The 25,686-nt window shown below is 40.0% G+C and carries 24 protein-coding genes and 1 tRNA gene; 16 read left to right on the plus strand and 9 right to left on the minus strand.

The genetic code is table 11. The features are described from left to right. The first annotated feature begins 5 nt into the window (after positions 1-5). Positions 6-1,328: a tRNA lysidine(34) synthetase TilS gene (gene tilS / locus ACNKW3_RS13670; RefSeq protein WP_427399868.1), complete on the plus strand. Its 1,323-nt coding sequence runs from the start codon at positions 6-8 to the stop codon at positions 1,326-1,328. Here the strand turns inward: tilS and ACNKW3_RS13675 are convergent. Then, complete coding sequence (locus ACNKW3_RS13675) at positions 1,325-2,212, minus strand: GGDEF domain-containing protein (protein ID WP_427399869.1); 888 nt, start codon at positions 2,210-2,212, stop codon at positions 1,325-1,327. The two genes, tilS and ACNKW3_RS13675, sit on opposite strands and share 4 nt — an antisense overlap. Positions 2,213-2,391: 179 nt before the next feature. On the opposite strand from ACNKW3_RS13675, the gene ACNKW3_RS13680 reads away from it, so the two are divergent. After that, positions 2,392-4,353, plus strand: a complete 1,962-nt coding sequence (locus ACNKW3_RS13680) for a cation:proton antiporter (protein ID WP_427399870.1) — start codon at positions 2,392-2,394, stop codon at positions 4,351-4,353. Here ACNKW3_RS13680 and ACNKW3_RS13685 read toward each other — a convergent pair whose 3' ends face one another. Both ACNKW3_RS13685 and ACNKW3_RS13690 read right to left on the minus strand, forming a co-directional pair. Next, the gene (locus ACNKW3_RS13685; protein WP_427399871.1) at positions 4,354-4,563 is read right to left on the minus strand and encodes a hypothetical protein; all 210 of its coding nucleotides are present in this window, start codon (positions 4,561-4,563) and stop codon (positions 4,354-4,356) included. 93 nt (positions 4,564-4,656) lie between these two features. Next, positions 4,657-4,893: a hypothetical protein gene (locus ACNKW3_RS13690; RefSeq protein ID WP_427399872.1), complete on the minus strand. Its 237-nt coding sequence runs from the start codon at positions 4,891-4,893 to the stop codon at positions 4,657-4,659. Between the two features lie 292 nt (positions 4,894-5,185). Here ACNKW3_RS13690 and tadA point away from each other — a divergent pair, with 292 nt between their 5' ends. Further along, complete coding sequence (gene tadA / locus ACNKW3_RS13695) at positions 5,186-5,665, plus strand: tRNA adenosine(34) deaminase TadA (protein ID WP_427399873.1); 480 nt, start codon at positions 5,186-5,188, stop codon at positions 5,663-5,665. A gap of 380 nt (positions 5,666-6,045) precedes the next feature. Here the strand turns inward: tadA and mltF are convergent, their stop codons facing one another. Continuing rightward, entirely contained in the window at positions 6,046-7,497 is a 1,452-nt protein-coding gene (gene mltF / locus ACNKW3_RS13700; protein WP_427399874.1) for a membrane-bound lytic murein transglycosylase MltF, read from the minus strand. A 173-nt stretch (positions 7,498-7,670) separates the two neighbouring features. Between mltF and purL the strand changes: the two genes are divergently transcribed. Further along, complete coding sequence (gene purL, locus ACNKW3_RS13705) at positions 7,671-11,555, plus strand: phosphoribosylformylglycinamidine synthase (protein WP_427399875.1); 3,885 nt, start codon at positions 7,671-7,673, stop codon at positions 11,553-11,555. Positions 11,556-11,559: 4 nt separating this feature from the next. Here purL and smrA read toward each other — a convergent pair whose 3' ends face one another. Continuing rightward, on the minus strand, positions 11,560-12,141 hold the full coding sequence (gene smrA / locus ACNKW3_RS13710; RefSeq protein ID WP_427399876.1) for a DNA endonuclease SmrA: 582 nt from the start codon (positions 12,139-12,141) through the stop codon (positions 11,560-11,562). Between the two features lie 162 nt (positions 12,142-12,303). Between smrA and ACNKW3_RS13715 the strand changes: the two genes are divergently transcribed. From ACNKW3_RS13715 to ACNKW3_RS13730, 4 genes are all read left to right on the plus strand, one after another. Then, the gene (locus ACNKW3_RS13715; protein WP_427399877.1) at positions 12,304-12,753 is read left to right on the plus strand and encodes a DUF3859 domain-containing protein; all 450 of its coding nucleotides are present in this window, start codon (positions 12,304-12,306) and stop codon (positions 12,751-12,753) included. 209 nt (positions 12,754-12,962) lie between these two features. Beyond that, on the plus strand, positions 12,963-13,121 hold the full coding sequence (locus tag ACNKW3_RS13720) for a hypothetical protein (protein ID WP_427399878.1): 159 nt from the start codon (positions 12,963-12,965) through the stop codon (positions 13,119-13,121). A 183-nt stretch (positions 13,122-13,304) separates the two neighbouring features. After that, positions 13,305-13,724: a hypothetical protein gene (locus ACNKW3_RS13725; RefSeq protein WP_427399879.1), complete on the plus strand. Its 420-nt coding sequence runs from the start codon at positions 13,305-13,307 to the stop codon at positions 13,722-13,724. Between the two features lie 222 nt (positions 13,725-13,946). After that, complete coding sequence (locus tag ACNKW3_RS13730; protein WP_427399880.1) at positions 13,947-14,168, plus strand: DUF3820 family protein; 222 nt, start codon at positions 13,947-13,949, stop codon at positions 14,166-14,168. Between the two features lies 1 nt (position 14,169). Here the strand turns inward: ACNKW3_RS13730 and ACNKW3_RS13735 are convergent, their stop codons facing one another. Together ACNKW3_RS13735 and ACNKW3_RS13740 are read right to left on the minus strand one after the other, a co-directional pair. Next, on the minus strand, positions 14,170-14,898 hold the full coding sequence (locus ACNKW3_RS13735; protein WP_427399881.1) for a hypothetical protein: 729 nt from the start codon (positions 14,896-14,898) through the stop codon (positions 14,170-14,172). After that, the gene (locus ACNKW3_RS13740; protein WP_427399882.1) at positions 14,895-15,803 is read right to left on the minus strand and encodes an aminotransferase class IV; all 909 of its coding nucleotides are present in this window, start codon (positions 15,801-15,803) and stop codon (positions 14,895-14,897) included. The genes ACNKW3_RS13735 and ACNKW3_RS13740 overlap by 4 nt, the downstream gene beginning before the upstream one ends. A gap of 300 nt (positions 15,804-16,103) precedes the next feature. Between ACNKW3_RS13740 and rsgA the strand changes: the two genes are divergently transcribed. Next, entirely contained in the window at positions 16,104-17,147 is a 1,044-nt protein-coding gene (gene rsgA, locus ACNKW3_RS13745) for a ribosome small subunit-dependent GTPase A (RefSeq protein WP_427399883.1), read from the plus strand. 98 nt (positions 17,148-17,245) lie between these two features. Here rsgA and ACNKW3_RS13750 read toward each other — a convergent pair whose 3' ends face one another. Then, a complete protein-coding gene (locus tag ACNKW3_RS13750; RefSeq protein WP_427399982.1) occupies positions 17,246-17,614 on the minus strand; it encodes a DUF3703 domain-containing protein in 369 nt (122 codons plus the stop codon). Between the two features lie 205 nt (positions 17,615-17,819). Between ACNKW3_RS13750 and ACNKW3_RS13755 the strand changes: the two genes are divergently transcribed. Further along, the gene (locus tag ACNKW3_RS13755) at positions 17,820-18,209 is read left to right on the plus strand and encodes a nuclear transport factor 2 family protein (RefSeq protein ID WP_427399884.1); all 390 of its coding nucleotides are present in this window, start codon (positions 17,820-17,822) and stop codon (positions 18,207-18,209) included. 42 nt (positions 18,210-18,251) lie between these two features. Here ACNKW3_RS13755 and ACNKW3_RS13760 read toward each other — a convergent pair whose 3' ends face one another. Further along, positions 18,252-18,773, minus strand: coding sequence for a DUF3237 domain-containing protein (locus tag ACNKW3_RS13760; protein WP_427399885.1), 522 nt, complete (start codon positions 18,771-18,773; stop codon positions 18,252-18,254). A gap of 288 nt (positions 18,774-19,061) precedes the next feature. On the opposite strand from ACNKW3_RS13760, the gene ACNKW3_RS13765 reads away from it, so the two are divergent. From ACNKW3_RS13765 to ACNKW3_RS13790, 6 genes are all read left to right on the plus strand, one after another. Further along, entirely contained in the window at positions 19,062-20,684 is a 1,623-nt protein-coding gene (locus ACNKW3_RS13765) for a carboxylesterase/lipase family protein (RefSeq protein ID WP_427399886.1), read from the plus strand. A 70-nt stretch (positions 20,685-20,754) separates the two neighbouring features. Next, positions 20,755-22,287: an amidase gene (locus tag ACNKW3_RS13770; RefSeq protein ID WP_427399887.1), complete on the plus strand. Its 1,533-nt coding sequence runs from the start codon at positions 20,755-20,757 to the stop codon at positions 22,285-22,287. A 174-nt stretch (positions 22,288-22,461) separates the two neighbouring features. Continuing rightward, positions 22,462-23,991 carry a S41 family peptidase gene (locus ACNKW3_RS13775; RefSeq protein WP_427399888.1) on the plus strand — a complete coding sequence of 510 codons (1,530 nt, stop codon included), beginning with the start codon at positions 22,462-22,464 and terminating at the stop codon, positions 23,989-23,991. A gap of 146 nt (positions 23,992-24,137) precedes the next feature. Further along, a tRNA-Arg gene (locus ACNKW3_RS13780) sits at positions 24,138-24,213 on the plus strand. 140 nt (positions 24,214-24,353) lie between these two features. Next, positions 24,354-24,722 carry a hypothetical protein gene (locus ACNKW3_RS13785; RefSeq protein WP_427399889.1) on the plus strand — a complete coding sequence of 123 codons (369 nt, stop codon included), beginning with the start codon at positions 24,354-24,356 and terminating at the stop codon, positions 24,720-24,722. A gap of 312 nt (positions 24,723-25,034) precedes the next feature. After that, positions 25,035-25,541, plus strand: coding sequence for a hypothetical protein (locus ACNKW3_RS13790; RefSeq protein ID WP_427399890.1), 507 nt, complete (start codon positions 25,035-25,037; stop codon positions 25,539-25,541). The last annotated feature ends 145 nt before the right edge of the window (positions 25,542-25,686 follow it).

The raw sequence follows: 25,686 nt of genomic DNA on the forward strand, positions 1-25,686 counted from the left end.
GCCCCTTGTTAGACATTCAATCGCATTTTGACGAAGTCCTATCAAAATATAGCAACAATCAAGAGGATTTGGTTGTTGCTTATAGTGGCGGCGTCGATTCCACTGTCATTTTACATCTAGCGCTTCAGTACGCGCAAAAAGAAAGCAAAACTTTAAAAGCCATTCACATTAATCACCAAATTAGCTCTAATGCTGATGCATGGCAGCAGCACTGTGAGCATCAATGCGAATTACTTGGTATTAAGTGTTATTCAGTTAAAGTCGATGTAGCAAAGGATGCAAAAAAAGGCCTCGAAGCAGCGGCTAGGGATGCTAGATATGAGGCAATTGCTCAAAGATTAGATAATCAAAGTATAGTTCTACTTGGTCAGCATCAAGATGATCAAGGGGAAACATTGCTACTTCAATTGATGCGAGGAGCAGGCCCCAAAGGTTTAAGCTCAATGCCTGAGTACAAGTTGCAAAATAATTTACACTATTTGCGACCTTTGCTAGGGGTTACTCGCGCTCAAATTCTTGATTTTGCGAAAAATGAAAATTTGCAATGGATAGAAGATGAGTCTAACCAAAGTACAAAATTCGACCGCAACTTCTTGCGTCACCAAATAGTGCCAGTTTTACAGCAACGCTGGCCAGAGGCTAATAAAGTACTCGCAAAAAGTGCGTTAAGGTGTGCAGACGAATCTCAAGTATTACAAGAATACATGGCCTTATTGGCGAATGACATTTTAGGCGAGGATAAATCTATTTTTGTAGATAAGTTCGCGTTACTGTCAGATGTGACCAAAACAGCATTTGTTCGCTATTGGTGTGAATTATTGAATCTACCCTTGCCGAATGCGACCCAGCTAGATCAAATTGTTGCTTTTCCTGACGCCAAATCCGATAAGCAGCCTCAGGTCAATTTGGGTGAAAACGTTATTTCGAAATTTAATGACAAGATTTATGTTTATAAGACACCATCGCCACAGCCCCAAAGTCAATTAATTTCCGAATTTCCTTTTACTATCTCCTCAGCCAATGTTCGGTTATCTTTGGCTCAAACGCCAGAATCGGCGAATTTTCACTTGCCAAATAACAGTCAACTACGAGTGGAATATGGCGTTCTCACCGCAACAATAAAACCCTTTTCTAACCGTCCGACAAAAGCGTTAAAAGATTGGTGTAAAGAATGGAATATCCCACCTTGGGAAAGGCAGAATATACCGCTATTAATGCTTGGTGATAAATTATTAGCGGTTATTGCTGAGCAACTTTATGTTGATTGCGCCTATGCAAAACCCCTAATCGATAGTAAAGGGGTGAGCTTAGAGAGAGTTACACCCTAAGCTGCAATAATGTGATTTTTACCAGCTTGTTTCGCTTTGTACAGTGCATTATCTGCGCGTTCAAATATTGTAACCGCAGTATCTGTGGGGATGAATGCGGTAGTACCAACACTGCTTGAAACACCGTATTGACTAAACAATGGATGCTTATTTACAGCGTTTGTAATGCGTTGGGCAATCATTGCATTTGTTTTCGGTGTACTATCGATCATCAAACAACAAAACTCATCTCCACCAAATCGAAACGCGTAATCACTATCGCGCATACAATTTTTAAGTATTTGTGCAAAGACGATAAGCACTTGATCACCTTCTTGATGCCCAAAGCGGTCGTTAACAGATTTAAAATTGTCTAAATCAAAGACTAGTAAGCCGAAAGTGTCATTATTTCGTTTGCAAATACTAATTAGCTTATTCACCGATTCGATATAATTGGTACGATTACCTAACCCCGTTAGTACATCTTTGGTGGCTAATTGGCTAATGCGATAATACTCCAAAGCATGCTTTAAACTCATAGCAAATATACTATGAATTTCGGATAGAAGTTTGCGCTGAACGGGCGTTAAAACTTTGCTAAACGAATAAGCTAATTGTGCATGCTGAGGAGTACCAAAAGGTTGACCATAATAAATTGATATTTTCATAATACGTGCTCTAACCTTAGCGTTTCCGGTTCTAAGAACCTGATCAGCAAAAGTCAGTTTAAGCGACGTACAGGGTAATTTTTCTGCTAAAATGAGAAAATAATCGTTGGTAAGTTCTTCTAGGTCAATAGAAGACAACATAGCGCGCATAATATTGGCCGACTCAGCCATGGTAAGCACTGTTAAGTCACTTTCATCAGTAAAAAGTGATGCGTTTTGCGTTGTTTCCTGAGACATTAGTCCGATTTCCATAGTCTACCTCGATTATTACTGCCAAAAAATCGACGATTTTGGTAATTACTCACGTTTTACTTTAGTATTCAATCATTAACGCAAGGTTAATAAACTGAATGCTTCGTCGTTAAATCGAACTTTGCATTATTCATGCCTATTTTTAAAATGGATGACCAACCAATATGACGCATAGCTTTTTAAGCATCCTTTCATTAATGGTTATATCGGTAGCCTTTATTTGGCTGTTTAAACGTGCTCACCTCCCGCCAATTCTGGCCTACCTAGTCGCTGGGGTAGTCGTCGGCCCCGAGTTGTTAGACCTTTTTGCAGAATCAGAATCCATGCATTTGGCGGCCGAAGTCGGCATTGTTTTGTTGCTTTTTACCCTGGGTTTGGAGTTTTCTCTGGCCAAATTAATGGCGATGAGGCGGCTGGTTTTTGGCGTAGGCGGCGGGCAGATGTTTGCCACTACGGCATTATTTGCCATTATCGCCTTGCTTTGGGGGCAAGATCTTTCCACTTCTATTATTCTTGGCGCACTTTTAGGCTTGTCATCCACTGCTATCGTCATTAAAACCATTGATGACAAAGGACGACTTAACACCAGACGTTCTCAAATTGCGATAAGTGTACTGTTATTTCAAGATTTAGCAGTTGTCCCTTTATTGATCATTATTCCCTTGTTGGCGCAGCCTGACGGACAGTCCATCACCACAGCTGTACTTTTGGCGTTACTCAAGGGCGTCATCGCCGTGACCGCCTTATTATCCTTTGGTAAATGGCTATTACCGAGAATTTACAATGAAATTGCTCGTACCCAGACGGAAGAACTTTTTGTACTGACGACCTTAGTAATCACCTTGTTAGCCGCAGGTGCTACTTATGCCTTTGGTCTTTCTATGGCATTAGGTGCTTTCTTAGCAGGTATGATGTTGAGTGAATCCCAATATCGTCATCAACTGGAAGCGGATATTAGACCCTTTAGAGATATTTTGATGGGGCTGTTTTTTATTACGGTTGGCATGCAATTAAAGTTAGATGTTGTGTTCAGCGAATGGTATTGGATTTTGCTCGGCGTTGGCATATTAGTTGTGGCCAAGGCTGCCGTGATTAAATTTATCGGCCAACTTTATCAGATTCAAAGTAGTGATGCCTGGGCGGCTGGATTTAAACTTGCGCAAATAGGTGAGTTTAGTTTTGTGCTTGCCGCCCTTGCGGCTGATAATAATGTTATTTCAACCTACCAATCTAATTTAATCATCAGTGTAGGTTTGGTTAGTATGGCAATTACACCTAGTTTGATCGACAAGAGCGATTGGCTTTCTGAAAAACTGTCCTTTCAAAAATTGCCGAGTGTAAGTCCAGAAAACAGGATACAGGAGCGAAAAATTGATGCCGTAATCCTTGGGTTTGGTCGTGTTGGGCAAACTGTCGCCCGAATGATGAAACTTGAGGGGCTACAATATGTTGTTATAGACAGTGATCCTATTCGCGTCCAGGAAGCCAGAACGGCCGGAGAAGATATCTATTATGGTGATGCCACAAAAAAAGATATATTGAAAAAAGCCATTGGTCGTCATGCGCAGTTATCAATAGTTACTTTTGATAATCATGCAAGAGCCAAAACCCTTATCCATGTATTGCGAGATCTTTTTCCAGATATCAAAATTATTGTACGTACCCGCAAAGATTATCATGCGGATGAGCTATACAAAGAAGGCGCTCTTCAAGTGGTCCCTGAAATTCAAGAAGGTAGCTTAATGCTGATATCTCAGGTCTTGCACTATGCCGGTATTCCGATGTCTCGTATTTTAAAACGCATCCGCAATGAACGACAAAAAGGTTATGTTCATATGCATGGATTTTTTCCTGGAGAGACTACAGAAATCAGTTTCGAAACCCGTGATAAACTGGAATTTATGCATGCTGTGGTGATCACTGAAAATGCCTTTGCAGATGGAAAAACCTTGGATGAATTAGGTTTAAGTAATAAACGCGTTCAGGTGGTTGCCCTTAGAAGAGACTTGCAAGAGGTGGAAAATCCTCCGCTGCATACTAAATTGCGAGCGAAGGATGTATTGGTGATTTCCGGAAAACCCAGAAGGGTTGAACGGATAGAGAAATATATTCTAGGTGGTGGTTAATTAGTAGGTTCGATACTTGGAATGACTGGTTTTTAACGGCGCCAAAAGTAGATAAAAAATCCAAGCAAACCAGAAAACAAATATTGTAAGCAATAACCAAGCGACCTTTTCACCACCAGACGTTCTGTTGGACGCCGCAATTCGAATGATTGGATAAATCCAAATTAAAAAACAAAAAACTGCACCAATTATCATTGCGAGAAATTCCATACTCACTCTCCTTACATTGTTTTTTCTTTATTTATCGAAACTATTAGCGCCGAGGAAATGATTCCCTGCGGCGCGATTTGCCTTGGGAGAGGCTTATAACTTTTCAAATTCCTTGTTCAACTGATACTTTTCATCCGTTACAATCTTTTCAAGGGTTGCAATTCGTTCGCTCATTTCTTCAAGACGTTTTTCAATTTCTTTTGTGTAGTCCTGCAAATCTTTGTGTTCAGCGTTATCTTTTTTACGGTGTTCCTTTGCTTGCACAGTTTTCACTATGTTAACTACCATCAAACAAATTAGTGCAATAATAGCGACAGCGGTCATATTCATGACAATTTCTCCTTGAAAATGTAATACAACAATTTAATCAAGCTGCGAATTAAAGGTCATGTGTAAAAGGTCATAATCGAATTGTTTTATTATGTTTGACCTTACGAATCTTTTGACGCTTCCAATTTACTTGCTCAGTGATAAAGTCAGATATTGCAAGCCGCTTGCCACTATGTAACTACATGATAAATATAGATATATTATTTCCTTCATAAATTGGGGGAAATCTTTAATAGCTACTTTGACTAATATTTGGTTAAATCAACCAATTAAAAGCTGAGTTGATACTTGTATGATAGAACATCAAAATTTTATGCGTTTAGCGTTGGAGCAAGCGAGACTTGCAGAACAAATAAATGAAGTGCCTGTGGGCGCTGTTTTGGTACATGAAGGAAAGGTTATTGGTACTGGCTTTAACCGATCGATTATTGACCACGATCCTTCCGCTCATGCGGAAATTGGCGCAATTCGGGCTGCAGGCAAGCAGCTTAAAAACTACCGTTTTCCAGGTACCACCTTATATGTCACCCTTGAACCTTGCAGCATGTGTGCGGGTTTTTTAGTGCACAGTCGTATTGAGCATTTAGTTTTTGGAGCTGAGGATTTAAAAACGGGTGCATGTGGCAGCATTATGGATCTAAGCCAACATATGCAGCTAAACCATCAATTCAAAGTGACTGGGGGAATATTAAAGGAGGAATGTGGAAGTTTACTATCAGCATTTTTCGCCCGTCGAAGGGCGGAGAAAAAAGCCTTGAAGCGTATAGATTAGCAGGCTTCTTGGAATTCTCCGTCTAATTCAAAAGCGGTAAACTGTTTACGTCTTAATAATACCTTGTTGTGTACTTTCTTCACTAATGCGCGTCTGCGGTTTGTATTTTTAAATGTTCTTGGTTTTCTCATCATAATCTCATTCTGTTTTGTTTGTATCTTGTTATCGGCACATATTTCAATTTGGTTTAACCCGAAAATTTGCCTAGCTAACTCTTTTGAATAGACCGCTTCATTTTAAAAAATCGTTCATTCAGATTTGTGCTAGTGTAAATGTAAGCAATATATGCACCATTTTTATTACAGATATCTTGTGGTTTTATGACAATTTACAAGGGGAAAGTTCAAAATAATTGCACTTAAGTTGTGCATATGTGTATTTTAACTTGAAGATTCAGCAGGATTTTCAGCGACTTCCTGTAAAATTGGTAGCTCAGAGGTATCATCCATAGGAGACTCATCTTCTTCTGTCGGTAAGCTTTCTTGAGATTCTAACCATATTAAACTGTCATAATAACGTCTTATATTTTCAACGTAATTGACCGCCTCATCCCCGCGAGCATAACCGAAACGGGTATGTTTGTAGTATTTTTTTTGCCGTAGTAGCGGCAAATGTTGTTTCACATCGATCCAAAGATCTGGGTTAAAGCCCAGGGCTTCGGTGATTTTTCTAGCATCTTCTAAATGACCTAGACCTACGTTATAAGCAGCCATTGCCATCCATAATCGGTCAGGTTCTTGGATTCTAGCCGGGATTCGTCGCAACAAACTGGCAAAGTACCGCGCCCCTCCGCTTATACTCTGCTCAGCGTCTATTCTGGAGGATACGCCCATGTCCCTCGCGGTTCCCTGAGTTAACATCATCATGCCTCGAACCCCGGTGGGCGAAATTGCTTTGGGGTTCCAATGGCTCTCTTGATACGAAATTGCAGCTAACAAACGCCAATCAAACTCGCCAGCATGGGCTTCAAACATTTCTCTATATTTAGGCAATTTGCTTTGCACAGCACGCATAAAGGCGCGAGTGTCAACAAAGTCGAATGATCGCACGTGGCCAAAATATCGATCTTCCAAAGCTGACAATTTTCCGTCTTTTTGCATGGCGCCGAAATATTCCAACAAAGCGGCTCTTAAGGAGTCATCGGTTTTTTTGTTCAATACCCAACCGATTTGTAAAGTTTCAGTTAGGGAAAATCCTATGCCTAAATTGGGGAAACGGCGACGAGCAATATTTAAAATATTTGAATCAGACACCGTATACTCAAGTTCACCATTGGCGACCATTTCGAGTAATTCTTCTATATCTTTTTCGTTGGTTTCTTGCCAATTAATGTTGGTAGATTGCGTAGCCTTAGATAAGACTTCTCGATAAAGCCCATTTTTCGGGATGGTAATGTCACCCTCTAATTGTTCGATATTTCGAGGCCGGTTTTCACCTTTTTGATAAACCAGTTCAAATATTGTGTTTTGGTAAGAGGGACCAAATTTGTAGGACTCTTTACGCCTTTCTGTCATAGTAACGTTTGCAGCAATTATGTCGATACGGCCAGCGTCTAACTGTTGCTCCAGTTCATCAAAACTGTGAAAGGGATAAACTTCAAGTTTCACACCTATGTATTCTGCAAAACCTTTTGCTAACTCGTACTCAAAGCCTTCAGGAGAAGTGGCACCATTATAATAAGAGGTGCTGCCATACAGACTCCCTACCTTGATGACACCTTCGTCTAAAATTTTACCTAAAGTAGACTCATAGCTATATTTAGCACAGCTCACCAGAACCATTGAACTGGCTAAAATCAGTGCTAAACCGCGTTTTCGTAATGGCATTTTCATCAACGTCACGACAAACAGAATCTCAGTGTTACATAAGTCACTATCAGATATTGTCAAAAAACAAATAAATACGCAATCTTGGCTTATCAATTAAGCTGACTTCCACTATAATTGCCAACCAAAATTTTGCCATGCTTTCTAATGGCTCCCCCTTTTGTGAATGGAAAAAAAACATGCTTGTATTGTTTGGCTCAACCGCACTCTCGCCTTTCGCTAAATCCAAACTTCTGGATCAACTATCACAACAGAATATTCAATTTGAGGATATTGCAGCGCGCTATGTTCATATTGTGGACCTTAGTGATGACCTAAATGATGAAGAAGCTGAAGTGCTTGCGAACCTGTTAACTTATGGTCCAATTTCTAGCCATGAGAAAGAGTTTTCACAGAGTTTTCTGGTGGTTCCTAGAACGGGCACCATTTCACCGTGGTCGAGTAAGGCAACCAATATTGCAAAGAACTGTGGTTTGAGCAAAGTGCGTCGAATTGAAAGGGGCATAATGTATTATTTTGAGTCTAGCTCACAAAATGCAAATAGTGTGCTTGCAGACTTGGTACATGACCGAATGACTCAAGATGTCATTGAAGATATCAATAAAACCTCGGCGTTGTTTGAAGAACATTCACCTAAATCTGTCACTTCGGTAGATATTCTAAATGGTGGCAGAGAAGCTTTAGCCTCAGCAAATATCAAGCTAGGATTAGCCCTAGCAGAAGATGAAATAGATTATTTAGTCGAAAACTTTAAAAAACTAAATCGCAATCCTAACGACATTGAACTCTACATGTTTGCTCAAGCAAACTCAGAGCATTGTCGACACAAAATATTCAATGCTGACTGGACTATTGATGGTGTTGAACAGCCAAAGTCTCTGTTTAAGATGATCAAAAACACTTTTGAGGTAACGCCTGATTTTGTGTTTTCAGCCTATAAAGATAACGCTGCGGTTATGCTTGGATGGGAAGCCGGACGCTTTTTCCCGAATGCGCAAAGCAATATCTATGACTATCATCACGAAGCCATCGATATATTAATGAAAGTTGAAACTCACAACCACCCTACGGCAATTTCCCCATTTCCTGGTGCTGCTACAGGTTCCGGAGGTGAAATTCGTGACGAAGGGGCAACTGGAATAGGTTCAAAACCCAAAGCCGGATTAGTTGGATTTAGCGTTTCTAATCTTAAATTGCCCAATCAGCAACATCCTTGGGAAAAAGATTATGGAAAACCCGATCGAATAGTCAGTGCGTTAGACATTATGATTGATGGGCCTTTGGGGGGCGCTGCTTTTAACAACGAATTTGGTCGACCTAATATTCTTGGATATTTTCGAACCTACGAACAGCAAGTAGATAGTTTTAATGGTGTTGAAGTACGTGGCTACCACAAGCCTATTATGCTTGCTGGTGGGTTGGGTAATATTCGCCGGGAGCATATTGAAAAAGGGACCATTACCGAGGGCGCAAATCTAATTGCGCTTGGTGGCCCAGCAATGAATATAGGTTTAGGTGGCGGTGCGGCGTCTTCGGTCACTTCAGGCCAAGGTAACCAAGACCTTGATTTTGCGTCAGTGCAACGAGATAACCCAGAGATGGAAAGACGTTGCCAAGAAGTTATCGACAAATGTTGGCAATTGGGCGAACAAAATCCCATACAATTTATTCACGATGTAGGTGCAGGTGGTTTATCCAACGCATTTCCTGAATTAGTGAATGATGGCGAGCGTGGCGGTATCTTTGAACTTAGAAATATCCATTGTGATGAAGGTGGTATGTCACCTTTGGAAATTTGGTGTAATGAATCACAAGAACGCTATGTACTTTCCGTTGCACCAGAAAACATGGCACTTTTCACTGAACTTTGCGAACGCGAGCGAGCGCCATTTGCGATTGTTGGTAAAGCAACTCGAGAACAACACCTAACGGTTAGCGATAAATTATTTGGCAATAAGCCGGTTGATCTACCATTAGAAGTCTTGCTAGGCAAACCACCCAAGATGCACCGAGACGTTGTTTCCACGCAATCAAAGGGTGATCAGATAAACCTAGATACATTAGACATTGCAGATGCTGCACAGCGTTTAATGCAATTGCCGACTATCGCAGAGAAAACATTTTTGGTTACCATAGGGGATCGCACAGTCACAGGCATGGTCTCTAGAGATCAAATGGTCGGTCCTTGGCAAGTGCCTGTGGCAGACGTGGCCGTGACCACATCTGCATTTGATACCTATTGCGGTGAGGCTATGGCATTAGGTGAACGAACACCTATCGCCTTGCTTGACCATGCAGCCTCAGCGAAAATGGCGGTGGCTGAATCCTTAACTAACCTAGCTGCTGCCAATATTGGTGATATCAAACGTGTAAAGCTGTCTGCAAACTGGATGGCTGCTGCAGGACACCCTGGCGAAGATGCAGGTTTGTATGCTGCCGTGAAAGCGGTAGGAGAAGAATTGTGTCCAGCATTAGGGCTTACGATTCCTGTTGGTAAAGACAGTATGTCAATGAAAACTGCTTGGCAGCAAGAAGATGAAAATAAATCGGTTACTGCGCCATTATCCTTGGTGATTACCAGCTTCGCGGCAGTTAAAGATGTACGTAAAACCTTAACGCCAGAATTACGCACCAATAAGGGAGATACACGTTTACTCTTTATTGATGGTGCAAATGGAAAGCAACGTCTAGGCGGAAGTTGTTTAGCTCAAGTGTATAGTGCGCTTGGGCAAGAAACGCCAAATGTAGATTCGGCACAGGAACTGTTAAACCTATTTAATGCTTTGCAAGAAATTAACCAAAAATCTTTAGCATTGGCTTACCATGACAGATCAGATGGTGGTCTTTTGACCACATGTTTTGAGATGGCATTTGCTGGTAAAACCGGTATTTCATTAGATATTTCTGGTTTAGGCAATTCTGCAGCGAGTATCTTGTTTAACGAAGAAATTGGTGTAGTAATACAAGTAAAAGCCTCGGATGTAGAGGTTATTGCAGGTATTTTATCAAATCATCAACTAGGCAATGCTTGGCACGACATCGGTACCTTAAATACAACTGATAATCTTGAAATTAAGTACCAGGGTGCAGAAATTTTCAATGATTCACGCACTGCTATGCGCATGTTATGGGCTAATACTACCTTTGCTATGCAGTCTTTACGGGATAACCCTGTTTGCGCTGAACAAGAAAATCAGGCCAAAATGGATTCAGCAGATCCAGGTTTGCACGCCAATTTAACCTACGATATTAATGCTGATGTTGCAGCGCCTTTTATACTGAAAGGTGCAAGACCTAAGATAGCAATTTTACGCGAACAAGGTGTTAACTCTCATGTTGAAATGGCGGCTGCATTCCATCGAGCTGGGTTTGAACCTGTTGATGTTCATATGAGCGATTTAGATCGTGGCAAACAAGAATTGTCTAGCTTTGACGCCTTGGTTGCTTGCGGCGGCTTTTCATATGGAGATGTACTCGGGGCAGGGGAAGGCTGGGCCAAATCTATTTTGTTTAATGACAAGGTAAAACATCAATTTGCGGAATTTTTTGCCAATAAAAACACCATCAGTTTAGGTGTGTGTAATGGTTGTCAAATGATGTCAAACTTAAAATCTCTAATTCCGGGTGCAGAACATTGGCCGCATTTTGTGACCAATATGTCTGAGCGCTTCGAGGCCAGATTTGCCATGGTTGAGGTCACAGATTCTCCTTCTGTCTTTTTGCAGGGAATGCAAGGCTCTAGAATGCCCATCGCAGTTTCACATGGCGAAGGCAGAGCAGAGTTTGCAAAACCTGATCAATTAGCGGCCATTACGCAAAATAATCAGGTTGCACTAAGGTACGTTGATAACTATGGCAAAGTGACTGAACAATACCCGGCCAACCCTAACGGATCCGTAGATGGTATTACCGGTTTGACGTCGTTAGACGGTCGTTCAACTATCATGATGCCGCATCCAGAGCGTGTATTTAGAGCTGTTACTAATTCATGGCGTGCAGACGATTGGCAGGAAGATAGTCCTTGGATGCGAATCTTTAGAAACGCAAGAAAAACGCTAGGCTAGTAGCTTAGCGTTTTTGATGACGCTCTCTATTCGTTAGCTTTTGTGTGGGGTGCTTTTTCAGCAAAACATAGACAGCACCTAAGCCTCCATGATGTTTTAAAGCTGTGTGATATGCAATCACGGGCTCAATCTCCTTGAGCCATTGATTTACATAACTCTTCATAAATCCTGGGAAGGGTTTTGACTGTTTGCCCATGCCATGATCAATTAGTAGGGTACGCACCCCTCGCGCATAGCATTCTTGAATATTTTGGTAGATGGTTAATCGTGCGTCTTCAAAGTTTAGATGCTTTATTACTAAACGAGCATCTATTTGATATTTCCCCAACCTCAGGTTTTTATATACGCCTTCTTGCACACCATCTTTTTTATAGGCGATAAAATCCAATGGATCTACTGGTTGCACGTACTCGATACTAAGTCCATTGTCATCTAATGCTATTTGTTTTTCTATGGCTTGTTTTTTTAGCGTCTGTGCAAGACTAGGCTTACTCGGGCTATTTGTATAGCGAGTGTTGACAGGCTTTAATGGAGTGACATCTGACATTTCTTCGAAAAAGGACAAATCCGATGCTGTTTTACTCATAATTTCCTCCTGTCTTGAGTGTTTACTGCGTATGAATATACAAAGCTACAATACTTATATGTTGATTCGCAATCTTTGGCTTAAAATTTATTTCGAGCCGTAAAGATAAACAGGGTCTAGTTTGCTATCATTTAATTTTTATCTGAGCTAAATTTTGTTTTTATGGCTAAACGAAATCCTGTAATTGAATTAGTGAGCTATGGTATTTATACCCAATGGGATTCACAAGATAAAGCGCTTCCGAAAATACGCCAATTCACCACGCTAATTCCTGCACAAATCGACATTGAGTTTGGTATGGTGATAAATGTGAAGCGCGCTAAAAATAAAAAGATTAAGTATTGCATTTATCATCCTAATATTCCGGACAAAAAAGGTATCCCAATGCCACCATTCGATGGTGAAGAATACATAAAAAGTAATGACTGGCATTTTTATTTAGGCGATACCCTGTGGGAGCCTATTGATGATAAATTGGGTGAATGGCGCATGACAATTGAGTTGGATGGTGAAATCATCGCAGATAAAACCTTTACCGTAGAAGAGGAAATTCTACATGACGAACAAGCAAAATTTTGGATGCGCAATAGAGCAAAACCAAGGTTAAAATAACTTCTTCATTTACTGTCCAAATAGTCGAATCCACGATTTTATAAGCAAATTTACCACTTTTTAAACTTTCATCAAAACGCAACAAACAAAAAAAGTATAAAAAACAAATAGATAGAATTTGGCATATTTTCTGTATTAGAGATTGCATAGATTGGCACATATGCCACTCAACAACACATTCGATTAGATTTTAAAAGCGAGGATCTATTATGAAACGGAAGTTATCAGGTATCTTTTATGCAATTTTAGCTGTTACTTTGTATATCTTTGCATTAGCTCAACCACATGCGAATACGCAGGAACAACCACAGGTGGTTTCAAGTGTAGAGCAGACACAAGAACATGCTACATTTGTGGTGAAAAACTAGCCGTCATGTTTTAACTGTTTATTTGCATGCTTAAAGCCACCTCTCTGGTGGCTTTTTTATTTTGAACCACTGAAATAAGAACAATACCTCATCCCCAAACAGGACAATAAAGCCTTTGACAAAGCAAAATCCATGAATTAATCTAAATAAAAATCATTATCATTTAGATTGTAAGAGGGTGAGATGTATTCTTTTGAATTAGACTGTTACGAACGGGCAATTAGAAACCAAGATCCTGAACGAGATATTTTGACCATTAATAAATACGTTCATTTAGGGTTATGGTTAGCTGGGCGGTGTGACTCTATTGAAAGCACTAAAAAGATATATTTGCGTGTTGCGTTAAATCTCGAAGAAGTCATATGTGACACGTTACTTAGTAAAGATTGGCGATCTTATGCATTTGTGCAACTTCGTAAACTAAAACCTTTGTTATTTGAAATATTATCGGAAAAACAATACCTAGAATTTAATCATAGGCTTGGTGTATTGGCAGATTTTTTTCTGGATGGTTTTAGCAATAGTCGCTTCCCCCATAGATCCAGTATTAAAAATGGAAATCCCTCAAACACAGTATCAAGAAAAGACATTGGTGGTAAATAATAATGGACTATGAACCTCTTTTTTATTATTTACTAATGGATATTAGTGTGGTGTTGTTCATTGTAATATCGTATTTTATTAGTCGTATTTTTTTGAGCCGGTGGCACAAAAAGAATAAGAGTAAAACAAATACAGCATTTTTTAGTTAGGGCGAATTAATCTTTGTTTTTGTACACATAGGAAACATTGTTGCTTGACACTATTGATCTTAGGATTTAGACATTGACGGATTCACAGCAGGCCCAATTACTTGAAGCTATCAACCAAACTATGCCGTTTGGAAAATATGCAGGGCGTAAACTTTTACTCCTTCCTGAGCCTTATTTGGTTTGGTTTCACAATCAGGGTTTTCCAGCTGGCAAACTAGGAGAACAACTAGCCCTTATTCATGAAGTAAAAGTGAACGGCCTCGAAAATATGCTAAAACCCTTACTAAAAGATTGAGCTAGTCCGCTTTAATAGCTCGTTTCGCTAAGGTTTCGTAAGCTGGCATTACTTCATCCACAATGCGTTGTTGCCAATCATTCAATCTTAGTTCTTTTTCAATAGCAGGACCAAAACCTGTGGACTTTTCAACATTTGCATACCAGTGGGGGGCCCATACGCCGTCAGTATAACGTTTGCCCGCTGGCCATTCGAGCATTTCGTTTGCAAAAGGGACTTCTAGGGCATGACAAAGCTGTTGTAATACTGATCTTGGATTTTTCAACACTTCTTCAGATGATATAACCGGTATAAGGGTTTCACTTTGTTCACTTAAAAGCGTATAGAGTTCAGCCTGCCTCAAAATTCCAATATCTTCCGTACTGACGTTCGTCATACTTTTACTGAAAGAAGACACTATTGCAGCAGGATCTCGGATTAAAAAACAATGGCGTAATTGTTTGGTCCAGGATAAGTCAACATCAGCAAGCATATGTTGAGTCATATGTTTTTGATATTGAATAGGTTGACTGACGTCACCTTCAGTGAGCATTTTTACTAGGTTATCAAAATTACTGTCTTGAGACGCCAGTACTTCTTCTTGCATAGGGTGGCGTTTACCAGAATGTGTTAGGTAAAAAGCATAAAAAGGTTCATCTACCACAGTGCAGTCAGGTCTATTTTCCCAACTGCGCATCATGGCTGTAGAAATATTACGTGGTCCAGACCACATGGCTATTCTGATGGTCATATTAACTGACCCGTTTCAGATTTGACCAATGCCACATATGCCTGTTGTAATTGTTTCATAATAGGTGATTCACCGCTGCCGATGGTTCGTCCATCCACTTCAGCCACAGGTGTAAGTCCGGCAAAAGTCCCTGTTATGAAAGCTTCGTCAGCTGAATAAACATCCGATAAAGTAAAGTTTTTACAAAACACAGGAATAGAGGTTTGTTTTGCAACTTGAATCACCTTACTGCGGGTAATACCGTCTAAACAATAATCGCCTGTGGATGTCCAGAGTTCACCTTTATTCACGATAAAAAAATGGGTTGAGTTACAGGTAGCAACAAAGCCATGAGGATCCAACATCAATGCTTCATCTACGCCAGCTTTAGATGCTTGAATGCAAGCAAAAATACAATTTAATTTGGAATGTGTATTGAGCTTTGGATCTTGTACGTCAGAATATCCTCGCCTCACATGAGTTGTGAATAAACGAACACCTTTAGAAGAAGGAGCAATAGGTTCTTTGTATTCAGCAATGATGACTATGGTGGGCGGAGAGATTGTCACCCTTGGGTCTTGATAAGGCGTAGATTTCTCACCTCGGGTTATCATTAAACGAATATGCACTTGGTCAGACATTTGATTGGCATCACAGGTATCATAAATGCGTTTCACCAATTGTTGTTTACTCAGTCCTATATCCATATCTAAAGCCGTGGCACCTTTATATAGCCGCTCCATGTGCTCATTGATGAAGGCCAATTTTCCCTCATGCATGCGAATGCCTTCCCATACGCCATCACCCAATATAAAACCGCTATCAAACACGGATATCTTAGCGTCTGCTCTAGGAAATAATTGGCCATTAATGTTTATGAGAATGTCTTGATTGCGAGGATCCGCATGAAAATTGTGAGTGCCCACAGTTGCCTTGGATGGTTATTTATATATTTGATGTTCAATGTATCATGAATTTCAACAAAAACGGAAATGTTCTTGGGGCAAATGAAGCAGTTATTTTGATGGGTTTCACAGGGGAAAGTTTGATAAATTCAGTGATAGGGTTACAATGCAGTTGTCGCAATAAAACGGTTAGGAGAATGCAAATGATAGTAGCAAGCCTGACCGAGCATAAGAGATAAATTTACTTACATTTTGCTCGGTTTATAACCGGGGCTAATGCCCCCTTACCATTATTATTAACTTATGTGTTAAGGGTTTGCGATGACAAATTTTCAATCATTAACTTCACTTGGTTGGTCACCATTTTTTCAACAACAACTTACCCTTGAAGAATGGGAACAAACCATTCCTGCTCGTATATTTGAGCAACAAAAATCAATTTTAACAGCTACAACAGATACTTCTAATATTAGTATTCCCGTCCACCATTCGATGCCAGAGATGACGGTAGGAGACTGGGTATTATTGGATAAAGAACAGAACTTTTTGCGGCTGTTGGACAGGAAGTCATGCTTTAAACGCAAGGCTGCTGGCATTCAGCAGCGCTTTCAACTTATCGCTTCTAATGTAGATACCGCTTTTATTTTGATGTCGATGAATCTCGATTTTAATCTTAATCGATTAGAGCGATATTTATCCTTGGTCAATGAAGCAGGCGTTGAGCCAGTAGTTATTTTAACTAAAAGTGACTTGGTTACTTCTACTGAAGAGTGGCAACAGCAAATTTTAGCTATGGACAACACCTTAGCCGTAATTCCGGTGAATGCGTTTGAAAGATCTTGTTTAGACACACTTTCTCCTTGGCTTAGCCTGGGTAAAACTTGTGTGTTACTTGGTTCATCGGGAGTAGGTAAGTCAACGTTAACCAATACGCTTATTGGAAAACCTCAGCAGTTAACCAATGAAATTCGATTGCAGGATGCCAAAGGCAGGCATACCACCACCAGTCGTTCTCTTTTAAAACTTGAGAATGGTGGTTTAGTTCTAGATACGCCGGGTATGCGTGAGTTGCAACTTGCCGATTGTGAGACAGGGATCTCGGCGACTTTTGCCGACATCGAAGGCTTATCGTCGGAATGCAGGTTTAAAGACTGCCAACATATCAACGAACCGGGGTGCGCGGTAATAACCGCGGTAGAAAGCGGACAAATTACCCAACGTCGATTAAGCAGCTACCACAAACTTATAAGAGAGGAAGCGAATAACTCTGCATCTATTGCTGAAAAACGCGCGAAAGAAAAATCTTTCGGCAAGTTTGTAAAACACACTATGAAGCAAGCATACAAACTAAAAGGCCGTGATTAAACGGCCTTAGCTCGCTTATTTCCAGCCAATTCCTAGGTGATTTTTCTCATATAGCCTAAGCTTTGCCATCTCAGTGACAAGTTTAACTGACTGCCAATTTAATTAGACTCCTTGGCATACTGGATTGCAGCTTGGTGATCAGGCTTTAAAGGTAGAGGTTTGAAAGGGCTTATGTTTGTGCCCCCTGTATTTCCAATGGGAACCAATCCTATGGCTGTTTTAGTGGCTGCACCTACTATCCGCACAATTTGACCAAGCATTTCTTTTATATCTTTACGATTAAATGCCCATTTGAACATCAACACATGGACTTTTACATGCCACCATGTTGATTCTTGTCCTAAAACATGCGCATTTTCCAAATGCTGGAAAGCTCTTTCATAATCCTTATTTTCAAAATGAATTTGGGATAACTGAATCTCAGATTCTACAAAGGGGGTTATCTTTCGGGAAAACTGACTCATTATAAAAATCCTTTTGCAATGGAAGATGTTAAAGCTGAATATTAATACATAACCCTTGTGTTATAAAATCACCTAAATACACAGATATATGTCAACATTTGAATTACAAAAATGTCAGCGTATGATGAGAAACTAGCGTTAGCGGCTTATACTCAATGATTAATAGTTAAACTCCTAAATTAAAAAGAGTCAAAGGAGAGAAAATTCAATGATGGACAATAAAGAAATTGTTTTAGAATTTTATGCGGCAGGCGGTCGTGGTGATATGGATACCTGTTTGAGTTTAATTTCAGATGAAATTATTTGGACAAATATAGGTTCGACAAAATTTTCCGGTACCTTCAAGGGCAAACAAGCGTTATTAAATGATTTATTAGGTCCTTTGTTTGGGCAACTGAAAGCAGGGATTACATCAACCATCGAGAATGTAATATGCGAAGGTAATACTGTGGTTATACAAACCAAGGGCCAAGCGGAAACCCACGAAGGAAAAGCATATAACAATACCTATTGCCAAGTAATGACCGTTGAAAATGGCAAAATTATTCAGGTTACCGAATATTTTGATACTGCGTTGGTAGATGCCGTTTTAGACTAGTAACGCAATTTTTAAAGCGGAAAACTATTGTCTAAAATTTAGCTACTTAACCATATAAAAATCCAATTCAACGCTATCGGCATTGCGACGACCAGTAGAAATAAAAACCGCTTTGTTTAGCCAGGCATAAGGACTGTCCTCTGCAACTTCTAAGGTTGCTATTGTACGCATGTAATAGTCTGTAGCTGCAACGGGTTCACCTTTGGCAAGTTTAGCCAATATCTCAGGCGAAGCGGTGCGAATCCCACTATCTTGCACGTAAATAATGTGGCCATCTTCAGTTTGAATACTATATTTGGCAACTAAATCAGCAGTACCATCGTTTCTCACCGTTTGCCAATCTGCTCCGCCCGAGAGCACTTTGCCTTTTAATTTTGGACCCGAAAAGGAACCTCCATTAATGCCTATAATTCGCCGCTTGCCATACTTGGTCATTCCTAACTCTTGTGGTGGGTCCAAAGTGACGAAAGCTTTAAAAACAAATTCCAATGAGGGGGATGGAAGATCATTTGATTGGGCTGGAAACACAAAAAGCATGCACAAAAAGGGTATTATGGTTCGCATACAATCACTCCTAGTGGTTAAAGTTAGAAACATAAGCTAATTTAGAAACGACACTTAAGTTTGCATTAAGTATTTTAAAAAACGATGCAGTTCTTATTCCATGGCATAAATATTGTTTGTGGTCTGAGTCAGCTATCTCAAAATAAACAGAACTTTCTTGAGCCAGTTTGATTTTAAAAACATATAACAATATATCAGTCTGCAATCTTGTCATTGAGTAAATTTAGATTCAGTCTAATTAAAGCGCAGAAACCGTACAGGTTGTAACTCAACGGAAATCAAAATTCTATGTATCATTGTAAACTCTTTATCTCTATCATCTTTCTTTGTGTAGGTTTGGCGGCTTGTGACACTCAAAAACATCCAGCGTCTTCGACAGACCAACAACAGACTACAGATCCAAACACCCCTATGATTGTGAAGATTGAATCCGGAAAAATACAGGGTAGCGAGGCCAATAATGGCGTTTTGTCGTTTAAAGGCGTTCCTTTTGCGAAAGCACCTGTAGGTGATTTGCGTTGGGCTGCTCCTCAATCCCCTACACCTTGGCAGGATACTTTAGATGCAGCAAGTTATGGGGCTGATTGTATGCAAAAGCCCTTTCCAAGTGATGCAGCGCCTTTGGGAACTGAACCTGCAGAAGATTGTTTATTTGTAAATGTTTGGACCAAGGCTGAAAATCTCGACAAAAAATTACCTGTGGTAATTTGGATTTATGGTGGTGGTTTTGTTAATGGTGGCTCTTCACCAGAGGTCTATAGTGGTGATTATTTTGCCCAACAAGATATCGTTTTTGTTAGTTTTAACTATCGTTTAGGGCGTTTTGGTTTCTTCGCACATCCTGCGTTAACTGCGTCAGAAGGCGGTTCGGGTAATTACGGATATATGGATCAGGTTTTTGCGCTAGGTTGGGTCCAACGCAATATCTCTGCTTTCGGAGGCAACCCAGAACAAGTGACAATTATGGGAGAATCTGCCGGTGGAGGTTCGGTAATCAACCTTTTAACGTCCAAAGAAGCCGGAGGCAAGTTTCACCAAGCAATCGTAATGTCAGGAGGTGGTCGTGGACCCTTAATGGGGCCTAGGAAAGTGTCTGAGGCTATTGGTGACCGTAAGTCTGCTGAATGGTATGGGGTTAATTTTGCCGAGCAATACGGTATTCAAGGTAAGGGCCCTGAAGCGCTAGAAGCACTTAGAGCTTTATCTGCTGAACAAGTCACTGATGGCTTAAATATGTCTTCTATGGGTAACCAGCAAACCTATGCCGGTGGTCCATTGGTCGATGGTGAAACGTCTGTAGAAGACCCTGAAAGCGCATTCTCGCAAGGAAATTTTAGTAAAGTTCCACTTATTATCGGTACCACAAGTATGGATATAGGTTTTGGGTTCGCGCCTTCAAAAGCCGCATTTTTCGAACAGTTCGGTGCTCAAGCTGAGATGGCAAAAATGCTATATGATCCAAAAGGAAACACCGATGTTACTATGCTAAATATGTATCACGGTGCAGATAAGATGATGCATGAACCTGCTCATTATTTGGCAACCCAGTTTAGACAACATGATTTGCCAGCTTGGGTCTATAGATTTTCTTATGTCGCAGAATCTATGCGAAATCAGTGGCCTGGCGCTCCGCACGCTACTGAAATTCCGTACTTTTTAAATACAGTAGAGGCAAAATATCAACAAGCTCTGACTGCACTTGATAAACAAGCAAGTGAGCTGTCAGCGAGTTACTTTATTAACTTTGTGAAAACCGGTAATCCAAATTCAGAGAGTCTAGAATTTTGGCCTAAATTTGACCTTTATGAACCGCAAATTTTAAATATTCAAAATGACGCTAAAGCTTCTATAGGCGCAGATCCTTTTCAAGATCGTGTTGAGCTTGTTAAAGGATTGCGTGAAAGCAATTAAAACACTTTGGTATAATTGTGAAAAAGCAGGCTTAGTGGCATATTACTGAGACTAAAATTTTAGGATATAAATGATGCATCGTTTTATCGCACTAATAGCCACGGTTTGTTTTTCTTTTTCTGCAGTAGCAAAAATCACTTTGTCGGAACTCAATTGGTCTCAAGCCAACGCTAAGTTGCAAGCGGGTGAAATTACCAGTGAACAATTGGTGCGCTACTATTTACAGCGCATTGAATTGGTAGATAATAGAGAAAATAGCACTAATGCCGTTTCACAAATTAGTCCTACAGCACTCAAAGTGGCGATGGAACTGGATAAAGAAAGAGCCGAAAAGGGGCCTAGAAGTCCAATTCACGGTATGCCTGTTTTATTGAAAGATAATATTGATACTGGCGACGGAATGAGCAACAGTGCTGGTTCATTGGCTCTTAAAAATAACTTTCCTAATGAAGATGCATTTTTAGTGCAAAGACTCAAAGATGCGGGGGCGATTATCTTAGGCAAAACTAACTTAAGTGAATGGGCAAACTTTCGATCATCTCGTAGCAGTAGCGGTTGGTCTGGCATGTATGGTCAAACCCGCAATCCTTATGATTTAACTCGCAGCCCTTGTGGATCTAGTTCAGGTTCTGGGGTGGCTGTCGCTGCAGATTTTACCTTATTGGCGGTAGGCACAGAAACCGATGGTTCGGTGACTTGTCCATCTTCGGTAAATGGCATAGTGGGCATAAAACCCACTTTGGGTTTAGTTAGTCGAAATGGTATTATTCCTATTTCTCATAGCCAAGATACAGCTGGACCTATGGCGCGCTCTGTCGCTGGCGCTGTTGCTTTACTGCAAGCCATGGTGAGTTTTGATGATAATGACAAGCAAGCGATTAAGGCGGATGTTGATTATCTATCTCATTTAAAAGCGGATGGTTTAAAAGGCAAGCGCATTGGTGTTGTGCGAGAGCTCAGTGGTTATCATGCAGACGTAGATGCAGTATTTGAAAAGCAAATTGAATTACTGAAAAGTGCTGGTGCTGAAATCATCGATAAGGTGGAATTACCAGACCGCAGAAAATGGGGATCACTGGAATATCAAATTCTAATTTATGAATTCAAACCAGACCTTGAACAATACCTAGCCAGCACTGCCGAAGGCGTGCCCAAAACCCTTGAACAGCTCATTGAATTTAATAAACAACATGCTGACGATGAAATGCCATATTTTGGTCAAGAAATATTTTTGCAAGCCCTTAAACCCAGTTTGTCTGAACAAGAATATGTTGAAAAACAAGCCCAGTTGAAAAAAATGTCAGGTCCTGATGGGATTGACGCAGCGTTAAAACAACATGATTTAGACATGTTAATTGCGCCTAGTAATCAAGGTGCTTGGAAAATTGATCATTTAACTGGAGACCACTTTTTAGGGGCTGCCAGTGGACCAGCGGCCATTTCAGGATATCCACATATCACAGTGCCTATGGGATATGTTCAAGGCATGCCGGTGGGACTTTCGTTCTTTGGCACCAAGTTATCTGAACCCGTGTTAATTGAAGCCGCCTATCATTTTGAGCAGATTAGCAAAGCACGTAAAGCACCTTCACTTTCAAACTAATTTATTGTTAGTTTTAAATTTAATGGTCAGCATAATGCTGGCCATTTTTATTGCCCTAAAATAAATCCTAACTGCTTCACCTTTATTTTACCCATCGCCTAGTAATCTAGCTCCCAAGTCAAAACGATTAGCAAAAGATATCGTTGAATAATTGCTAAATAAAAGGAATAGGGTATGAAACTTTCGTTAGTAACACTTGCAACAGCGGTGATATTGGGAACTTCAGTGTTAACCGGTTGTGGTTCTGGCAGTGGTGATTCTTCCAATAATTCACCCATTAACAATTTGCCGGCGCAAAACATAGCAGTTGAATATCAAGGGGTTTGGGCATCGCCTGCTAATGGTAAAGTATGGCAAATTACGTCCAATAATGTCTCAGGATTTAGCTACACCAGTGATTTTTGTATTAAAACCGACGAATTGGAAGGTATTTCCAACGCCGAACTAAGCACATATTTACGATTAAGTGCAGATGGCAATTCCCTTGAAGAATATACGCTAAGTTCTCAGTCTGGATTTAATCAGCTATTGCAAACATTTGAAAAAGCCACAGCACTACCCAATGCCTGCATTAATAATCTAGTTGCCCTGAAAGGGCAACAAGGCTATCAGTATAATGCCGAGCGAGATTTCGATATGTTTTATCAATTATTTGCTGAGCATTATGTTGATTTCGGTTTGAAGGATGTCGACTGGCCTGGCTTATACGCCCAGATCGCACCATTGTTAAATACTGCTTCAAATGAACAAGAACTATTTGAAGCTATCGCTGAAATGCTTACGCCATTAGCCGATTCTCACAACAGTATCATTTTTGAAAATGGCACTAGCTTTAACGTCAATAATAAGCCGCTGATGTATCAGGTATTGATTCAAGAATATGCACAAAATAATGGCTTGCCGTTTCCTTTGGAGGAAGATGATTTGACACCTGCCATCGCGGCTCAGATTAATCAATATATCGACCAGCAGATTCAAGCATTTTATGGGGTTGTTGATGGTTATGCAGAAAACCAAAATCAAATTAAAACTGCAGCCAATGGCCAGTTTGTGTGGTTTGAAACCAATGGTGTAGGCTATTTAAGAATCAATAATATGGCTTATTTTACAGAACAAAACGATGCGGATATTCCTCAATATTTGTTTGATGCTTGGTATGAGGCGTTGAATGAGGCCTTGGACCAAGTCATTGATGATTTTGCCAATACGCAAGGATTGATTATTGATATACGTACCAATGGTGGTGGTCAAGAAACGCTAAGTTTAGCCATTGCAGGGCGATTTGCTGACCAAACAAGACATGCCTATAGCAAACAAACGAGGTTAGGTAGCGATAAAACTGCTTTAAACCAAGTATTTGTTGAGCCTTTAGGGGATTCACAGTACACAGGTAATATTGTGGTATTAACCAGTGCTACCACTACGTCAGCAGGGGAGTATTTTGCTCAAACTATGTCGGTAATGCCTCATGTCACCTTAGTAGGGGAGGCAACACAAGGCGCATTGTCGACCACATTAGACTGGATTCTTCCTGTAGGTTTTGAGCTAAAATTATCCAATCAGTTTTTCTATAATCCGCAAGGACAATGGCTGGAAGGTAGTGGTATCTCAGTGGATGTTGAAGTGCCGTTTTTAGAACTGGAAGATAGAGAAAATGATATAGACACAGCAATAGAAACTGCAGCGCAACTTTTATTGCAATAGTGCTAAATTCCATTTACGTCTAAACAGCCTTCTTTGCGAGGCTGTTTTTTTATCCGTTAAATTTAAACTTGAAGTTTAGTCAACGATGGGACTAAACCAAGGTTGTGTTAGTGTGCGTTTTGACACAAAATATCGCTTCTCACAGTCACCCCTTAGTTTAACTGGATAAAACGGAGACCTCCTAAGTCTTTGATACAGGTTCAAGTCCTGTAGGGGTGGCCAAATATTGGTCGATTTTGACCCGAAACCAATAGTGTGAATGTTAAAACGCAACTGGCCAACGAATATAAGAAGATGCAGTTACAAGGAGTAGAATCTTATTTTAGGGAAGCATTCGGTTTACCAAACTCAGGATTTAATAGATGATAAATTATTATAGAGGAGCCGTTGCGGACTTCGTCAAAAAGGGATGTGATAAAAAAGATGTCATATTTAGCGCAGTACATCACTTAAGTATAATGCAGGCGATGAATATATTACCTTTTGTTATCTTATTTTTATATTGGCTCGATAGATTGAATGAGAAATGGATTATTATATCAGTGATTGTTCTGGTCGTTGCATTGCATATTATTAATATAAGAATAGCGCGAAGAATAGATGTAAACATTGCTTTTGAAAAAAAATGGCATCACCTTATAAAGTTCACTCGAAGGATAGTTTTAGCACAAATGGTTGTATCATTTTTGAGTACAGCCCTTGTGACGTATCTCATCACTCCAGCAGCTTGAATTATTGATTTTATCTAATGTTTATTGTTTATTTCATATGAAAATGGACCTATGCTCGAAGTACCGATAGCAATGCCGACACCAAAATGGTTAAATCAATGATAAGTCAATTTAAGATATTAGTCCCGTTGACTTTGGCAATCATAAATTGCTTATGCAGTTCATCATATGCAAAACACTCTTATGATAATTCTATTGAAACTTTTCTTGAGAAAAGAATTTTTGTTTCGGAACAAGAGTTTCAAAATTCCGGTCTGAAAATAAATGATCTTCAGAACTATGAATACATTCAAATTGCCAGCCCTTTAACTGGTGTTATCTCTGCTGAAAAACAAAAAAAATCTTCCATTAGATCAATATATTAATATTCTAAATAGAATAATTAATAACTCATATGAGTATGAAATATTAAAGGATGAAGGAGTTCAAATTCAGGCAATTTATCACTATATACTAGTAACATCGAACTGTGGTTTAACAAAACCGGACGTTGAGGAATATCGGCAGCTTAGTAAACATTTAATAGGTAAAAAATCTCGTTTTTCTCAAACTGCTACTAGTCTTTTAGGTCAATTAGGCAGCAAGGAAGACCTTGAGTATTTATCGAAAATAGCATTAAAGTACCAATTTGAAGATAGACCTTTTGCTGAAATGGCTATAGAGAGTATTGTTTCTGCAAACAACAAACCACACTACAAGCAAGTGCTCGAAACGCTTCTAAACAGGCTTACGGCTGAAGAAGTAAAAAGCTATTTGGTTGAGATGGACAATATGTTCAAAGGTTACAAAGCCGATACTTCTAGGTGCAATGAATTATAACAGATCAAGGGAGCAGTTTCGTTGAAAGCAAGTTAAAGGGGCGCAGTCAATTTTATCTAAATTGAAACTAGTCCCTAGCCTGCAGCGTTTATGCGGCTGTTTTTAAATACCTATGAATGACACTAGACTCGTCGATGGCAGGCGT

Source organism: Glaciecola sp. 1036 (genome assembly GCF_050306235.1).
Lineage (GTDB): Bacteria > Pseudomonadota > Gammaproteobacteria > Enterobacterales > Alteromonadaceae > Glaciecola.

Coding starts and splice junctions, on each gene's coding strand:
- mltF (WP_427399874.1), bottom strand. CDS start 7,497: ATGAAAATGCCATTACGAAAACGCGGTTTAGCACTGATTTTAGCCAGT.
- ACNKW3_RS13760 (WP_427399885.1), bottom strand. CDS start 18,773: ATGCGAACCATAATACCCTTTTTGTGCATGCTTTTTGTGTTTCCAGCC.
- ACNKW3_RS13785 (WP_427399889.1), top strand. CDS start 24,354: ATGATAAATTATTATAGAGGAGCCGTTGCGGACTTCGTCAAAAAGGGA.
- ACNKW3_RS13715 (WP_427399877.1), top strand. CDS start 12,304: ATGGCTAAACGAAATCCTGTAATTGAATTAGTGAGCTATGGTATTTAT.
- ACNKW3_RS13770 (WP_427399887.1), top strand. CDS start 20,755: ATGATGCATCGTTTTATCGCACTAATAGCCACGGTTTGTTTTTCTTTT.
- purL (WP_427399875.1), top strand. CDS start 7,671: ATGCTTGTATTGTTTGGCTCAACCGCACTCTCGCCTTTCGCTAAATCC.
- ACNKW3_RS13755 (WP_427399884.1), top strand. CDS start 17,820: ATGATGGACAATAAAGAAATTGTTTTAGAATTTTATGCGGCAGGCGGT.
- ACNKW3_RS13680 (WP_427399870.1), top strand. CDS start 2,392: ATGACGCATAGCTTTTTAAGCATCCTTTCATTAATGGTTATATCGGTA.
- ACNKW3_RS13720 (WP_427399878.1), top strand. CDS start 12,963: ATGAAACGGAAGTTATCAGGTATCTTTTATGCAATTTTAGCTGTTACT.
- ACNKW3_RS13775 (WP_427399888.1), top strand. CDS start 22,462: ATGAAACTTTCGTTAGTAACACTTGCAACAGCGGTGATATTGGGAACT.
- ACNKW3_RS13690 (WP_427399872.1), bottom strand. CDS start 4,893: ATGAATATGACCGCTGTCGCTATTATTGCACTAATTTGTTTGATGGTA.
- rsgA (WP_427399883.1), top strand. CDS start 16,104: ATGACAAATTTTCAATCATTAACTTCACTTGGTTGGTCACCATTTTTT.
- ACNKW3_RS13675 (WP_427399869.1), bottom strand. CDS start 2,212: ATGTCTCAGGAAACAACGCAAAACGCATCACTTTTTACTGATGAAAGT.
- tadA (WP_427399873.1), top strand. CDS start 5,186: ATGATAGAACATCAAAATTTTATGCGTTTAGCGTTGGAGCAAGCGAGA.
- smrA (WP_427399876.1), bottom strand. CDS start 12,141: ATGAGTAAAACAGCATCGGATTTGTCCTTTTTCGAAGAAATGTCAGAT.
- ACNKW3_RS13765 (WP_427399886.1), top strand. CDS start 19,062: ATGTATCATTGTAAACTCTTTATCTCTATCATCTTTCTTTGTGTAGGT.
- ACNKW3_RS13735 (WP_427399881.1), bottom strand. CDS start 14,898: ATGACCATCAGAATAGCCATGTGGTCTGGACCACGTAATATTTCTACA.
- ACNKW3_RS13685 (WP_427399871.1), bottom strand. CDS start 4,563: ATGGAATTTCTCGCAATGATAATTGGTGCAGTTTTTTGTTTTTTAATT.
- ACNKW3_RS13725 (WP_427399879.1), top strand. CDS start 13,305: ATGTATTCTTTTGAATTAGACTGTTACGAACGGGCAATTAGAAACCAA.